The organism is Ciceribacter azotifigens (genome assembly GCF_048159625.1).
GTDB classification, from domain to species: Bacteria; Pseudomonadota; Alphaproteobacteria; order Rhizobiales; family Rhizobiaceae; genus Allorhizobium; species Allorhizobium azotifigens.
Genome location: NZ_JBLQTA010000031.1, coordinates 1 through 12,506, shown reverse-complemented (window position 1 = coordinate 12,506; position 12,506 = coordinate 1). Strand labels below are relative to the sequence as shown.

16 protein-coding genes are annotated in these 12,506 nt (G+C 65.0%); 10 read left to right on the top strand and 6 right to left on the bottom strand.

All coding sequences use genetic code 11. The features are described from left to right. Nucleotides 1-281: 281 nt before the first annotated feature. The 3 genes from ACM6UT_RS22715 to ACM6UT_RS22705 all read right to left on the bottom strand — a co-directional run bounded on the left by ACM6UT_RS22715 (nucleotide 282) and on the right by ACM6UT_RS22705 (nucleotide 2,918). Nucleotides 282-701, bottom strand: coding sequence for a VOC family protein (locus ACM6UT_RS22715; RefSeq protein ID WP_416799566.1), 420 nt, complete (start codon nucleotides 699-701; stop codon nucleotides 282-284). Between the two features lie 79 nt (nucleotides 702-780). Next, nucleotides 781-1,437, bottom strand: a complete 657-nt coding sequence (locus tag ACM6UT_RS22710) for a glutathione S-transferase family protein (RefSeq protein ID WP_416799565.1) — start codon at nucleotides 1,435-1,437, stop codon at nucleotides 781-783. 110 nt (nucleotides 1,438-1,547) lie between these two features. Continuing rightward, nucleotides 1,548-2,918 carry a TIGR03808 family TAT-translocated repetitive protein gene (locus ACM6UT_RS22705; protein WP_416799564.1) on the bottom strand — a complete coding sequence of 457 codons (1,371 nt, stop codon included), beginning with the start codon at nucleotides 2,916-2,918 and terminating at the stop codon, nucleotides 1,548-1,550. Nucleotides 2,919-3,100: 182 nt separating this feature from the next. Between ACM6UT_RS22705 and ACM6UT_RS22700 the strand changes: the two genes are divergently transcribed. The 4 genes from ACM6UT_RS22700 to ACM6UT_RS22685 all read left to right on the top strand — a co-directional run bounded on the left by ACM6UT_RS22700 (nucleotide 3,101) and on the right by ACM6UT_RS22685 (nucleotide 5,894). Continuing rightward, on the top strand, nucleotides 3,101-3,301 hold the full coding sequence (locus ACM6UT_RS22700) for a hypothetical protein (protein WP_416799563.1): 201 nt from the start codon (nucleotides 3,101-3,103) through the stop codon (nucleotides 3,299-3,301). Between the two features lie 271 nt (nucleotides 3,302-3,572). Next, a complete protein-coding gene (locus ACM6UT_RS22695; RefSeq protein ID WP_465245567.1) occupies nucleotides 3,573-4,385 on the top strand; it encodes a L,D-transpeptidase in 813 nt (270 codons plus the stop codon). Nucleotides 4,386-4,558: 173 nt separating this feature from the next. Beyond that, on the top strand, nucleotides 4,559-5,281 hold the full coding sequence (locus tag ACM6UT_RS22690) for a L,D-transpeptidase (protein ID WP_416799562.1): 723 nt from the start codon (nucleotides 4,559-4,561) through the stop codon (nucleotides 5,279-5,281). Between the two features lie 283 nt (nucleotides 5,282-5,564). Continuing rightward, complete coding sequence (locus ACM6UT_RS22685) at nucleotides 5,565-5,894, top strand: ribonuclease E inhibitor RraB (protein ID WP_416799561.1); 330 nt, start codon at nucleotides 5,565-5,567, stop codon at nucleotides 5,892-5,894. A gap of 554 nt (nucleotides 5,895-6,448) precedes the next feature. Here ACM6UT_RS22685 and ACM6UT_RS22680 read toward each other — a convergent pair. Beyond that, on the bottom strand, nucleotides 6,449-6,898 hold the full coding sequence (locus ACM6UT_RS22680; protein WP_416799560.1) for a MarR family winged helix-turn-helix transcriptional regulator: 450 nt from the start codon (nucleotides 6,896-6,898) through the stop codon (nucleotides 6,449-6,451). Nucleotides 6,899-7,077: 179 nt separating this feature from the next. On the opposite strand from ACM6UT_RS22680, the gene ACM6UT_RS22675 reads away from it, so the two are divergent. The 3 genes from ACM6UT_RS22675 (at nucleotide 7,078) to ACM6UT_RS22665 (ending at nucleotide 8,728) form a co-directional block, all read left to right on the top strand. Next, entirely contained in the window at nucleotides 7,078-7,500 is a 423-nt protein-coding gene (locus tag ACM6UT_RS22675; RefSeq protein WP_416799559.1) for an organic hydroperoxide resistance protein, read from the top strand. Nucleotides 7,501-7,620: 120 nt separating this feature from the next. Continuing rightward, nucleotides 7,621-8,004, top strand: a complete 384-nt coding sequence (locus ACM6UT_RS22670; protein WP_416799558.1) for an MbcA/ParS/Xre antitoxin family protein — start codon at nucleotides 7,621-7,623, stop codon at nucleotides 8,002-8,004. Then, the gene (locus ACM6UT_RS22665; RefSeq protein ID WP_416799557.1) at nucleotides 7,964-8,728 is read left to right on the top strand and encodes an RES family NAD+ phosphorylase; all 765 of its coding nucleotides are present in this window, start codon (nucleotides 7,964-7,966) and stop codon (nucleotides 8,726-8,728) included. The genes ACM6UT_RS22670 and ACM6UT_RS22665 overlap by 41 nt, the downstream gene beginning before the upstream one ends. 8 nt (nucleotides 8,729-8,736) lie before the next feature. Here the strand turns inward: ACM6UT_RS22665 and ACM6UT_RS22660 are convergent, their stop codons facing one another. Continuing rightward, nucleotides 8,737-9,192: a MarR family winged helix-turn-helix transcriptional regulator gene (locus tag ACM6UT_RS22660; protein ID WP_416799556.1), complete on the bottom strand. Its 456-nt coding sequence runs from the start codon at nucleotides 9,190-9,192 to the stop codon at nucleotides 8,737-8,739. Nucleotides 9,193-9,260: 68 nt separating this feature from the next. On the opposite strand from ACM6UT_RS22660, the gene ACM6UT_RS22655 reads away from it, so the two are divergent. The 3 genes from ACM6UT_RS22655 to ACM6UT_RS22645 are packed head-to-tail and all read left to right on the top strand — an operon-like array spanning nucleotide 9,261 to nucleotide 11,340. Beyond that, on the top strand, nucleotides 9,261-9,983 hold the full coding sequence (locus ACM6UT_RS22655) for a DUF899 domain-containing protein (RefSeq protein ID WP_416799555.1): 723 nt from the start codon (nucleotides 9,261-9,263) through the stop codon (nucleotides 9,981-9,983). 58 nt (nucleotides 9,984-10,041) lie between these two features. After that, nucleotides 10,042-10,530, top strand: coding sequence for a DUF1579 domain-containing protein (locus tag ACM6UT_RS22650; RefSeq protein WP_416799567.1), 489 nt, complete (start codon nucleotides 10,042-10,044; stop codon nucleotides 10,528-10,530). Between the two features lie 24 nt (nucleotides 10,531-10,554). Further along, nucleotides 10,555-11,340, top strand: a complete 786-nt coding sequence (locus ACM6UT_RS22645; RefSeq protein WP_416799554.1) for a VOC family protein — start codon at nucleotides 10,555-10,557, stop codon at nucleotides 11,338-11,340. Between the two features lie 452 nt (nucleotides 11,341-11,792). Here the strand turns inward: ACM6UT_RS22645 and ACM6UT_RS22640 are convergent, their stop codons facing one another. After that, a complete protein-coding gene (locus ACM6UT_RS22640) occupies nucleotides 11,793-12,350 on the bottom strand; it encodes a dihydrofolate reductase family protein (RefSeq protein ID WP_416799553.1) in 558 nt (185 codons plus the stop codon). Nucleotides 12,351-12,506 lie beyond the last annotated feature (156 nt).

The window sequence follows — 12,506 nt, the reverse complement described above, 5'->3', positions numbered from 1 at the left end:
TCGCGCCGCTGGATGCCGGCTCAAGGCCGGCATGACGGCAAAGTGGCTGCGTCGCCGAAGAGACTCTTCCCTTGCCCATAGGGTCTCCCGCGCAATGGACATTGTTCCGTCGAGCATCGCCCCGCCGGCTCCCTCGCTCGGCGGCACCCTCCGGTCACCCCGGACCTGATCCGGGGTCCAGCCGGCGAGCGTCGGCGAGCCGAAGAGACACTTCCCTTGCCCATGAAATCTTCCGCGCAATGGACATTGCCCCGTCGAGCGTCGGCCGCCGGCTCCCCCCGTCACACGGCGAAGATCGCGAGGTCGTCGGTGAAGGCCTTGAATTCCAGCGCATTGCCGGAGGGGTCGAAGACGAACATGGTGCGCTGCTCGCCGGCCTGCCCCTCGAAGCGGAGCTTCGGTTTCAGCCCCCAGCGGGTCGCGGGATCGGCCTCGAGCCGGCGCGCCAGACCGACGAAGTCGTCGGTGCCGAGGATCACCCCGAAATGCGGGATCGGCACGGCATCGCCGTCGACCGAGCCGGTCGCCGTGTCCTTCGGCATTTCGGAGCGCAGATGCGCCGACATCTGGTGCCCGAAGAGATCGAAGTCGATCCACTTGCCGGGGCTTTCGCGGCCGATCCGGCAGCCGAGCACGGTGCCGTAGAAATGCCGCGTCGCCTCAAGGTCGGTGACGGGAAAAGCCAGATGAAACGGGCGCATGGATCCTCCTCCGTAAGCTGTCCTCGGACCAAGCCTAGCGTCTTCCCGCCGCCATGCAAGCCGGACGGGACCCTGACCGTCAGGGCGTCGGCTCGGAAAGCCGCTTTTCCCACATCGTCTTGAAGGCGGCACGCGACTGGCAGCGCGCGAGCCAGGCTTTCAGCTTCGGATGCGCGTCGAAGAGCGGCGCGTACGCCTGCGCGTAGCGGACGATCTCGGCGAGGTTGATGTCGGCGACGGTGAAGCGGCTGCCGACCAGATAGTCGTTGTCGGCAAAATGCCGTTCGAGCACGGCGAAGGGCCGCTTGAGCAGACGCGCTACGGCCTCCACCTCGTCCCTGCTGCTTTCGAGCCGGCCCTCGGCGGCGGCCGTCGAGATCTTCAGCGCGTTCGTCTCGATCTCGGTGGCGCCGAAGAAGGACCACTGCGTCATCAGCGCGTCCTCGCGGAGATCGGCCGGTGCCAGCGGGCCGCCGTGCTTCCTGGCGAGGTAGAGGTTGATCGCCATGCTCTCGAAGAGCACCAGCCCGTCGTCCTCGATCGCCGGAATGACGCCCATCGGGCAGAGCTCGAGAAAGGCGGGCGTGCGGGTGTTGATCTGCGCGTCTTCGGCAAGCGGGTCGTCGAGCTTGCGGGCCTGCAGCACCGGCACGTGCTCGAAGGCGAGGCCGAGTTCGCCGGCAAGCCAGAGCGGGCGCGTCGCCCTCGATTTGTAGACGCCGTAGATCTTGAGCATAGGGGGAAACTCCTGTCGGAAACGGGGCGGGTCGGCGCCAAGCCTAACGGCAAAGGCGCGGCGCTTGAAGCGGAGTTCTGCCGGTGCCCGCAGATTTCCGCCGCCCTCTCTCAGAGCGCGCGGTTGCCCTCGACCACCAGATGGTCGGGGGCGTCGCCGCCCACAGCGAGGTCGCCGGTCGCCCGGTCCTTCCAGCGGTAGCCGACGATCGCGCCGTCCTTCGCGCCGGAGATCAGGTTGCCGGAGAGCATGGCCGTGCCGGTCCCTTCGACCACCGAGACGGCGATGCCGACCGGCGCGTTGCGGATGACGTTGCCGCTCACTACCACGTCGCGCAGGTAGGGGCCCCAGCCGATCATCAGGCCGGCACGCGGGGCGTTCTCGATCACGTTGCCGGAGATCGCCGTATCCGCCTCGGCGGAGACGCCGATGCCGAAGCCCGCCTCGTCGTTCGGATAGGGGCCCGTGAGCGACAGGTTGCGGATCACGTTCGTGCTGACGCTCGCAAGCCGCCCGCCCTCGTTGAAATTGACGGTGACGATGCCGTTCGCAGCACCGTCGACAAGGTTGGAAGAAATGATCGCCCCCTCGAAGGCGAATTCCACGAAGATCGCCGTCTCGCCGGAGCGCAGGCACTGGTTGCCGGTGATCTGCACGTCCGAGGACGAGTTGGCGCGGATCGCCGAGAAGGCGCAGTCGGAGACGTGGTTGCCGGACACGATCACGTTGTCGGCGCGGAAGAGGTTGATGCCGTTGCCGTTCTGCCCGGTGCCGCCCTCATTGGCGGCGATCCGCGCGATGCGGTTGCCGGAGATTACACTCTCGTCGGCGCCCTTCGTCCAGCGATGCACGAGGATGCCGCCGTTGCCGCAGTCGGAAATGTGGTTGCCGGTGACGGAGAGCGCCTTGCCCTCGTGCGAGATCAGCGCGGCGAGCGCCGCCCCGGTGATGCGGTTGTCCTCGATCCGCCCGCCGCAGCGCTCCAGCGAGACGGCGTGCTTGCGGCTGCCGGCGATCTCGCAATTGACGATCCGGAGGTCGGCGACGTTGCGGAAGGAAAGGAGCGCCTCGGTATGGTCGCCGAGCCAGCGGTTGTCGCCGTCGAGCACGATGTCGGCGATGTCGATGCGCGCCGCGTCGGCGGCGGCAATCAGGTGGCCGTCGCCGCTGTAGGAAAGGCGGGTGGCGCCGGGCACGCCGGAAAGCCGGGTGCCGTCCGGCAGGGTGAGATTGGAGACGCTGTAATTGCCGGGCGGCAGGAAGACCTCCAGCCCCTTCGCCGCCGCCTCGTCGAGCAGCGCCTGCATCCGCCGGCTGAGACCGTCGGAGGCGCCGGGCAGGATGCCGGCTTTGGCGGCGTCGATCGAACCGCGCAGCTCGGTGCCCGCCACATTGGAGGCGGCCGTCGCCGGCCGGCTGCCGATCGCAGCGGCAAGCGCCCCGCCCATGAGCCCGGTGATCACCTCGCGTCTCGTCGCCATCGCGCCCTGCCTGCCTTCCGTCTTTTCCCCGCGCCTCGCGGCGGCGCGATCATGCGCGAACTTGCCGCAGGGCGACAAGGGCGATTCGCGGGCTTCGGGCACCGGCATCGTTTGTTCTAGATCAATGCGCCTCACTCTCGCAGTAATAGTCTCGGATGCGTGATATTTGACGGAGGTCACAAATGTTTCGTCTTTCTGCGGTCCTCTATATTCTTGTCGCGACGGCAATGGCCGGCGCTGCGGTGACGGCTGTTCTTGCACTCGGCATGATGGAACGCTGGCAGATCGCCGCTGCCTTCGCCGCCGGTGTCGTGCTGGCACTGCCGGTCGCGGCGGTTCTGGGCAAGAAGATCTATACGGCGATCAAGCCGCCGATGGCCTGATCCCTTTGGGGGAAGCAAGGCGCGCCTGTCGAGACCGCGCAGCGGTCGGGTGCCGGCGGACCCTGGGGGCGCGCCATTGCTGGCTGCGGCCGGCCGCGACCCGACGTCGCCGGCCGGCCGGAGCTTTTTGCCATTCTTGTGAAGTATTATCAAGTATAAGTCGACATTCATCCGGGTTATGGTTCGTTACCGCCGTCGTTCGCGACGACAGCTTCGCGCCAGCCGCGTCTGGCAGGGTGCCGCAAATCTGAGCGGCATGAAGCGGTGGACCATGGTGTCAAAGGCTATTTCTTCGAAGGTCGGGATCTTGCGGCGCGTCGGCGGCCTCGCGGCCTGCGTGGCGATGCTGTCGGCGCTGGGCGGTTGCCTCTTCGTGACCGACACCAGCCGCATGAACATCGAGGTCTTCCAGGACGAGGTGGCGCCGGTCTGGAATGAGCCGGCCCGCGTGCCGCCGGCCGAGAAACAGCCGGTGCCGCAGCAGCGCCTCTACACCACCCAGTTCCACCAGACCTACGGGCTCCCGATCACCAACCCCGTCCATCGCACGATGTACGGCGTGATGCGCGACGACGGCCATACGCTGCCGCCGATCCCGCTCGACCGCGTCGACCGGCGCTACCTGCGCGAGGAGGTGGATTACCCGACCTCGGAAAAGCCGGGCACCATCGTCGTCGATACGAAGGCGCATTTCCTCTATTTCGTCGAGCCGGGCGGCAAGGCGATCCGCTACGGCGTCGGGCTTGGCCGCGCCGGTTTCTCCTGGTCGGGACGCGGCGTCATCGCGCTGAAGCAGAAATGGCCGCGCTGGACCCCGAGCGGCGAGATGGTGTCGCGCCAGCCGAACCTGCGCCCCTTCTCCGCGGCGGAAGGCGGGCTGGAGGCCGGCCTCAACAATCCGCTCGGCGCGCGTGCGCTCTACATCTACCACGACGGCAAGGACACGCTCTACCGCGTCCACGGCACGCCGGACTGGCAGTCCGTCGGCAAGGCGACCTCGTCCGGCTGCGTGCGCATGTTCAACCAGGACATCATCGATCTCTACGACCGCGTCGGCGGCAAGGCCCCGATCGTCGTCCTCTGACCGCGACGGCAAATCTCCGCGCCATCGCGCAAAAGTGAACGCTTCCTGCGGCATCAATGTGTATGTCTTTTAGCGACTCGTCATGTCACAACATGTCGTAAGGGGAACGTTTAGGGTTTCACCGCTTTAATCGTTTCCCGAACCCGAAACTGCACAGGAAGCCCGATTCCCCCATGACACTTCCCGGTTCCCTCTCTCGGCGCGCCTTTCTCTCCCTCTCCGGCGTCGGCGCCGCAAGCCTGCTTGCGGGCTGCGCCTCCTCCGGCTCCTACAATCGCCCTTACGCCGCGGCGCCGGCCTATGGCGGGCCGATGACCATCGCCCGTCCGCCCGCCGCCGGCTCGGCCGAGGTTGCGGCGATGTACGGCGAGATGGTCGACGGCGGTTTCGTCATCCCCGCCGTGCCCTACGAGCGGATCGACCCGCGCTACTATCGCCAGCGGGTCATCGACCCGACCGGCCAGCCGCCGGGCACCATCGTCGTCGATACGCCCTCGCGCTTCCTCTACCTCGTCGAATCGGGCGGAACCGCGATGCGCTACGGCGTCGGCATCGGCCGTGAGGGCTTTGCCTGGCAGGGCACTGGCGTCATCCAGTGGCGCCAGAGATGGCCGAAATGGACGCCGCCGGGGGAAATGATCGCCCGCCAGCCGGAACTTGCGAAATATTCGGCCGACAACGGCGGCATGCCGCCCGGCCTCACGAACCCGCTCGGCGCCCGCGCGCTCTACATCTTCCAGAACGGCGAGGACACGCTCTACCGCCTGCACGGCTCGCCGGAATGGCAGTCGATCGGCAAGGCGGTCTCCTCCGGCTGCGTGCGCCTGATGAACCAGGACATCATCGACCTCTACGACCGCGTACCGAACAAGGCCCGCATCGTCGTCTGGCAGTAAAGACGGTTCGGTGCTTCGGGGCCGGGGAGGGGGCGGGCCGGAAGCGCGAGAGGTCGAGCCGTAGGATTTCGACGGCTGAGGGGAGCCTGCGGATTAGGGCGCAGACGCCGCCGGGTCATGCCGGTGAGGCGTCGGCCGTTTTGCGCCAACTGCGGTCATTGCGAAATCAATCATCCTTCGGTAATTCTCGTGCGCGATGAGTGAGGCTCTGGTGCTTCGAAAACTGTTTCCGTTGTGCATAGCATTTGTCTCATTAGTGATGCCGGGGATGGGATCGACTGCGATGTCCAACGACTTCGAGAAGAATGAAGAAGTTCGTCAAGCACTGCGGAAACAGGGTGACGATAGTCGGACGGCAAGAATTGTCCAGCACTACGCGTATTTCCAAACGTCCGAGGCGCGAGACCTGTATCGCGATTTTCTGTTTGCGCGCGGCTATCAAGTTGATCGCGAGGATCATCAGGATCCATATTTCAATCCGTGGGGTATTGTTTTCTCAAAGGTGCAAGTGCCAAACGATATTGACGTTGAGACGGAAGAACTCGGCACCAATGCCGCCAAATTTGGTGGTGAGTACGATGGCTGGGAAACTGGCATTGTCCGCAGGCCATGACTGCAATGGGTCAAAAGCGGTCGTTGGCATTTGCTGGACAATCCTGGAGATGTCTGCCAACTCCGCTACGATATCGACTTATTCGATCGCTTCGTTTCTTCATTGGACGCGAATGCGACATAGTCCCTCTTTGCGCATGAAGTCCGCACGACCTAAAAAACGTCGCCGTAGGCATCCGCTCCCTAACTCCGCAAATACCCGCCGAACCGGCCGCCCCCTACTCCTCCGGCGCGAGCTGCCGGTCGCTGTGCGCCGTTTGCGGTCTTTAGTTCCGGTGCGAGAGATTTACCGAGGAACCTTCGCCAACCAGTCTTCTGCGCGGGAGATGATAGCGCCAACATCAGGACAGAACCCGTCTTCATCCTGCCAAGCCGCAATCTGGAGGTCCATTCCGATGCTTTCCATCTCTTTAACGAGATAATAGGGAAGTGACTCCAACGCCCGACCGTTGAGCAGGAAGGAGCTTGCCGCAGTTGACGGCAGAATTTCCCGCCGACGTAACGACAAAAGCAATAGCTCTATTCTGTGTATTAGCGACGTATTCGACAGTGGCTCTACTCCTCCGGCGCAAGCTGCCGGCGCAGCGCGTGCAGCCGGTCGCGCAGGCTTTCCATCTCCTCGATACTGCAGCCGGTCGCAATGCCGATGGATTGCATGACGTTTTCCGCCCTCTGTTGCAGGGCGGCGCCGGTCTCCGTCAGCGAAATGATCACCTGCCGCTCGTCGCCGGACGAGCGCTCGCGGGCGACGTAGCCCGCCTGCTGCAGGCGCTTCAGCAGTGGTGAGAGCGTGCCGGAATCAAGCCCCAGACGCTCGCCGATCGCCTTCACCGTCTGGGAGTCGTTCTCCCAGAGCACCATCATCACCAGATATTGCGGATAGGTGAGGCCGAGCGGCTCGAGCAGCGGCTTGTAGGCCCTGTTGAAGGCATGTGCGGCGCCGTAGATGGCGAAGCAGAGCTGGTTGTCGAGACGCGGTCCTTTTATGGCCTTCTTGTCCTGCATGATTTCACCGATCCGTCGATCGGCCCCCTTGATCCTTTCGGGCCCGAACGATCGGCCCCGTTTTCCCCGGCCCATTCTCTCAATTTTGCGCCGGGGCTGCAACGTGCAAAAATCAATTGCACGCAATTCAATTGTGCGATATGTAGATGCCTGTAAACCCGAAGACAAGGAGCAAGGACATGAGCATTCTCTATACCGCGCAGGCTTCCGCCACCGGCGGCCGCGCAGGCCGCGCCGTTTCCGACAACGGCGTTCTCGACGTGGTGCTGACCGTGCCGAAGGAGCTCGGCGGCGACGGCGCCACCGGCACCAATCCGGAGCAGATGTTCGCCGCCGGCTATTCCGCCTGCTTCCTCGGCGCGCTGAAGGCCGTCGCCGGCAAGGAAAAGGTGAAGATCCCGGAAGACACCAGGGTCACGGCCCGCGTCGGCATCGGCCCGCGCGACGACGGCACCGGCTTCCACATCGAGGTCGCGCTCTCGGTCAACATTCCGGGCATGGAACGCGCGCTCGCCGAGCGCCTCGTCGCCGCCGCCCACATCGTCTGCCCCTACAGCCACGCCATGCGGACCTCGACCGAGGTTCCGGTCAGCGTCGAATAAGGCGGTCGGCGGGACTAAGGGCAGGGCGGCCCGGCGCGGGCCGTCCCGATGCCTTGGCGATAAAAACCTTGTCTCTGGAAATAAATTCATTATATTTCCTCCAGAGAAAGGAGTGTGGCCATGCTGGAAGCTCTCGAAAAACCGTCCGTGCCCGCCTCCGAAGCCACGGTCGTCACCAAGGCCGTGGTCAATGCCGCCGATCGGCTCGGCCTCAGCGCCCGCACGCTCGCCGCCGTGCTCGGGGTCTCGGAGGCGAGCGTCTCGCGCATGAAGCGGCTCGACTTCCGGCTGGAGCGCGGCAGCAAGCCCTTCGAACTGGCGCTTCTCTTCATCCGCGTCTTCCGTTCGCTCGATGCGATCGCCGGCGGCGACGAGGCCGTGGCGCGCAACTGGCTGCGCAACGAGAACACCGCGCTCGGCGCCGCGCCGGCGCAGAAGATCCTCACCGTTTCCGGGCTCGTCGATGTCCTTGCCTATCTGGACGCCCGCCGCGCTCTCGTCTGAGTTCCGCGCCGTCTCGGGCGCGTGGTGGCGGCTCGTCGAGGCGCAGCACCAGGTCTCGACGATGAAGCTCGTCGATACGGTCGAGGAGCAATCGCTGCTCGAAAGCCTGCTCGAGGAAACCAAGCCGGCGCTGCCGCCGGAATGCGCCGGCCTCGATTATCTGCTCGCCACGCCGTTCCGCTACGGCGCCGTCTATCCGAAGGGCTCTCGCTTCCGCCGTGCCGGCCGCACCCTCGGTGTCTTCTACGCTGCCGAAAGCGTGGCGACGGCGCTAGCCGAAATGGCCTTTTACCGGCTGCTCTTCTTCGCCGAATCGCCCGAAACGCCGCTGCCGGCCAATGCCGCGGAATACACCGCCTTTTCCGCGCTCGTCACGACCGCGCGGGCGCTCGACCTCACCGCGCCGCCGCTCTCGCGTGACGCTGCCGCGTGGGAGGATCCCGTCTCCTACGAAGCCTGCCAGGCGCTCGCCGACGCCGCGCGCGCGGCAGACGGGCAGGCGATCCTCTACCGCTCGGTACGTGATCCGAAGGGCGGCATGAACATCGCGCTGTTGAGCGCGCTCGCCTTCGCCGCCCGCGAACCCGTCGAGCGCCAGACCTGGCATATCCGTCTCGGACGCGCGGGCGTACAGGCGCTCTGCGAGTTCCCGCAGCGCCGCCTCGGTTTCACCGTCGCCGATTTCGCAGCCGATCCCCGACTGTCCCGCTTCCGGAGCGGGTAGGCGGGGCGCTATTCGGCTGCAGTTGCCACCTCGATCAACCCCTGGCGCAGGACCTTCGGGTCGGTGGCAAGCCCCGTCTCCAGTTCCTCGTGCTCGCGCCGCCAGATCGGCACCGCCTCGACGAGCACGGCCATCCCCGCATCCGTCAGTTTCAGCCGCTTGCCGCGGCGATCCTTCTCGTCCGCCACGATCGTGATCCATCCGCGCTGGGTGAGCGGCTTCAGCGCCGCCGTCAGCGTCGTGCGGTCCATCGCGAGCAGGGCCGCGACCGGCCCCATCGGCGGCGGTTCCGGGCGATTGAGCGCCATCATCAGCGAAAACTGGCCGTTCGTCAGCCCGAGCGGCTTGAAGGCGGCATCGAAGCGGCGCGCCAGTGCGCGTGCGGCGCGCTGGGCGTGGAGGCAGAGGCATGTGTCGCGGACATGAAGCGTGGTGGAGAAGGGAATCGCCGGCAGATTTGACATATGATAAATATGTTGATATCAACGTAAATGTCAAGCAAAACCACGACCATCCGGAGGAGGAGAAGATCATGGACCATCCTGTCGTATCCCGCGAAGAATGGCTGGAGGCGCGCCGCGCCCTTCTGCTGAAGGAAAAGGAAGCGACGCATCTGCGCGACCGGCTGAATGCCGAGCGCATGGCCTTGCCCTGGGTCAAGGTCGACAAGGACTACGTTTTCGACACGCCGTCGGGCCCGAAGACGCTCGCCGCGCTCTTCGACGGCCGCAGCCAGCTGATGATCTACCACTTCATGCTCGGCCCGGACTGGCAGGCGGGCTGCCCCGGCTGCTCTTTCATCGCCGATCATTTGGACGGCACGCTGCCGCATCTGAACCACCACGACGTGACGCTGGTCGCCGTCTCGCGCGCGCCGCTCGAAAAAATCGAGGCCTACAAGCGCCGCATGGGCTGGCATTTCCCGTGGGTGTCGTCCTTCGGCACCGACTTCAACCGCGACTATCACGTCTCCTTCGATCCGGAGGAACTCGCCTCCGGCAAGGTCTTCTATAATTTCACCGCAATGCCGGCGGAGGATGCCGGCACCGAGCTTCCGGGGCTGAGCGCCTTCTACCGCGATGTCGACGGCACCGTCTTCCATACCTATTCGAGCTATGCCCGGGGACCGGAAGAGCTGATCGGCACGCTGATGATCCTCGACCGGGCGCCGAAGGGGCGCAACGAGAGGACGACGATGGACTTCGTCCGTCGCCACGACGAGTACGACGGCAAGCCGCGCGCCGCCGCGTCCTGAGCCGTCCACATCTGCAGACATGTTTTTCTGAAACCCCATCGAGGAGGATGAGGTCATGATGGAATTCGCCGTACCGCAGCAGGAACACCATTTTCTCGAAAAGCTTCTCGGCGACTGGGTCGTCACCGCGGCCACCGGCAACGAGGATTGCGGGCCCGAAAGCCCCGATGACCGCTGGACCGAGACGGTCCGCACGTTCGACGGCCTCTGGTATGTCGCCGAAGGCCACGGCAAGATGCCGGACGGACGTCCGGGCTCGGTCCTGATGACGCTCGGCTACGATCCTGCGGCCGGTCATTACGTCGGCACCTGGGTCGGCTCGATGATGACCAAGCTCTGGGTCTACAAGGGCTGGATCGAGCCCGACGGCAAGACCCTGACGCTGGAGGCGGAAGGGCCGGACTTCGTCGATCCGACGAAGACGGCGATCTACCACGACGCCATCACCGTCGTCGACGACAACACGCGCCGTTTCACGGCCAGCGTCCGCCAGCCCGACGGTACTTTCCAGACCTTCATGACGAGCGAAATGCAGAGACAATCCTGAACAGTCCCGAAGAAGGAAAAGACAATGCAAGGCAAATTCGTCTGGTACGAGCTGATGACCAATGACGTCCCGGCCGCCGCCGCGTTCTACCGCGACGTCATCGGCTGGGAAGCGAAGGCGTTCGACGGCGCCACGCCGCAGGGAGACGCCTACACCGTCTTCAACATACCGGGGCGCGAGATGGGCTCGGCCGGGCTCATGGCGATCACGCCGCAAATGGCGGAAAACGGGTTGATGCCGCAGTGGTGGGGCTATGTCGCCGTCGACGACGTCGACGCCAAGGCGAGCGAGTTTGCCGAGAACGGCGGCCGCGTCCTGATGCCGGGAACCGACATTCCGAACATCGGCCGCTTCGCGACCGTCGCCGATCCGCACGGCGCCGCCCTCAACGTCTTCAAGCCGAACATGCCGGAAGGGCCGATGCCGGAGGAGCCGCCGCCGATGTCGCCCGGCACCGTCGGCTGGCACGAGCTGATGGCCGGCGACGGCAAGGAGGCCTTCGATTTCTATGCCCGCATGTTCGGCTGGACGAAGGGCGAACCCTACGACATGGGCGCAATGGGCATCTACCAGCTCTTCGCCCATGACGGCAGGGATATCGGCGGCATCATGACGAAAACGCCGGAGGTGCCGCATCCCTTCTGGGGCTTCTACTTCGTCGTCCCGGAACTCGACGCGGCGATGAAACGGGTGACCAACGCCGGCGGCACGGTCCTGTCCGGCGCGATGGAGGTGCCCGGCGGCGCCTGGGTCAACCAGTGCCGCGATCCGCAGGGCGCCTTCTTCGCACTCCTCGCGGGCAAGCGCTGACGCCTCCGCCCGGTCTCCCCCCACAAGGGGGAGATCGACCCGCGGCGCTGCGCCGGCCATGCCTCTCCCCTGGCGGGAGAGGAAGCGATTTCGGCATCTTAGCGACGCTAAGTGCCAGAAATCGCAGGTGAGGGGGAGATGACGAGGTGTCCTCCCGGTCTCCGCCTCGTGGGGGAGATGTCACGAGGTGACAGAGGGGGGGATCGTCAGGCGCTTTGTCGGGGGATACCCCCTCTGCCCTGCCGGCGTTCGTCGCTGCAATCGATTCACCGGATCGATTGCCCGACTTCGCCGGCCGTTCCTCAACCCCCACAAGGGGGGAGACTGGCTTGCGGCACCGTGGCGGCCACGACAATGTTGCTCTCATGACAAAAGTCTGGGATTCGCCCTTGTGAGAAAACAGGCGTTCCAGGACGCCCAGTCCCGAGAGACGAGCGACAGGCCGTAATATGTCAGCGTGCCCGCCGATAATGCATGGCAACGGCGCCGCTGCGGAGCGGCTTGGCCGAGATCAGTTCGAGGCGTCGCGTGCTGTGCAGCCCGCTCTGGTAGAGCGTCGGACCGTGGCCGGCAATCCGCGGGTGGACGAGGAACTTGTACTCGTCGATCAGGTCCAGCCGGTCCAACTCGGTCGCCAGCTTGCCACTGCCGAGTAGAACTCCAGTCGGGGTTGCGTCCTTCAGCCGTTGAATCTCCGTGTGCAGGTCCCCGGTGATGTGGTGGCTGTTGATCCAGTGAAAGGCCGTTCGCTTCGAGGACACGACGTACTTGGGCTTGGCATCCAGCTTGACCGCCCATTCGTGTATCGCCGGCGGCGCTTCTACGTCTCCCCGCGCGACCGCGGGCCAGTAGCTTTCCATCAACTCGTAGGTGACGCGACCCCACAGCATCGCCCCGCTCTCATCCATAAGACGGGTGAAGAAGGCGTGGGTCTCGTCGTCCGCGATACCCTCCCGGTGATCGATGCAGCCATCGAGGGTAACGTTGATACTGAAGGTCAAATCTCCCATCCGGCCAGCCTAAGCCAGATAATGTAGAACAGCCAGAGCCACCGCCAGAGATTTATGCTGAAGACAAGTCGGGGGCGAAGCGAGACGTTAACGAGCGAAGTCCGCTCTCGGCCCTAAGCGGTCATCCCATGTCCTTTTGCGCCGCGCTGACTATCT

Excerpts from the sequence above, each read along its gene's own strand:
- ACM6UT_RS22710 (WP_416799565.1), bottom strand. The coding sequence starts at position 1,437 with ATGCTCAAGATCTACGGCGTCTACAAATCGAGGGCGACGCGCCCGCTC.
- ACM6UT_RS22660 (WP_416799556.1), bottom strand. The coding sequence starts at position 9,192 with ATGTCAAATCTGCCGGCGATTCCCTTCTCCACCACGCTTCATGTCCGC.
- ACM6UT_RS22650 (WP_416799567.1), top strand. The coding sequence starts at position 10,042 with ATGGAATTCGCCGTACCGCAGCAGGAACACCATTTTCTCGAAAAGCTT.
- ACM6UT_RS22685 (WP_416799561.1), top strand. The coding sequence starts at position 5,565 with ATGTCCAACGACTTCGAGAAGAATGAAGAAGTTCGTCAAGCACTGCGG.
- ACM6UT_RS22640 (WP_416799553.1), bottom strand. The coding sequence starts at position 12,350 with ATGGGAGATTTGACCTTCAGTATCAACGTTACCCTCGATGGCTGCATC.
- ACM6UT_RS22655 (WP_416799555.1), top strand. The coding sequence starts at position 9,261 with ATGGACCATCCTGTCGTATCCCGCGAAGAATGGCTGGAGGCGCGCCGC.
- ACM6UT_RS22680 (WP_416799560.1), bottom strand. The coding sequence starts at position 6,898 with ATGCAGGACAAGAAGGCCATAAAAGGACCGCGTCTCGACAACCAGCTC.
- ACM6UT_RS22715 (WP_416799566.1), bottom strand. The coding sequence starts at position 701 with ATGCGCCCGTTTCATCTGGCTTTTCCCGTCACCGACCTTGAGGCGACG.
- ACM6UT_RS22665 (WP_416799557.1), top strand. The coding sequence starts at position 7,964 with ATGTCCTTGCCTATCTGGACGCCCGCCGCGCTCTCGTCTGAGTTCCGC.
- ACM6UT_RS22670 (WP_416799558.1), top strand. The coding sequence starts at position 7,621 with ATGCTGGAAGCTCTCGAAAAACCGTCCGTGCCCGCCTCCGAAGCCACG.
- ACM6UT_RS22695 (WP_465245567.1), top strand. The coding sequence starts at position 3,573 with ATGGTGTCAAAGGCTATTTCTTCGAAGGTCGGGATCTTGCGGCGCGTC.
- ACM6UT_RS22700 (WP_416799563.1), top strand. The coding sequence starts at position 3,101 with ATGTTTCGTCTTTCTGCGGTCCTCTATATTCTTGTCGCGACGGCAATG.
- ACM6UT_RS22705 (WP_416799564.1), bottom strand. The coding sequence starts at position 2,918 with ATGGCGACGAGACGCGAGGTGATCACCGGGCTCATGGGCGGGGCGCTT.
- ACM6UT_RS22690 (WP_416799562.1), top strand. The coding sequence starts at position 4,559 with ATGACACTTCCCGGTTCCCTCTCTCGGCGCGCCTTTCTCTCCCTCTCC.
- ACM6UT_RS22645 (WP_416799554.1), top strand. The coding sequence starts at position 10,555 with ATGCAAGGCAAATTCGTCTGGTACGAGCTGATGACCAATGACGTCCCG.
- ACM6UT_RS22675 (WP_416799559.1), top strand. The coding sequence starts at position 7,078 with ATGAGCATTCTCTATACCGCGCAGGCTTCCGCCACCGGCGGCCGCGCA.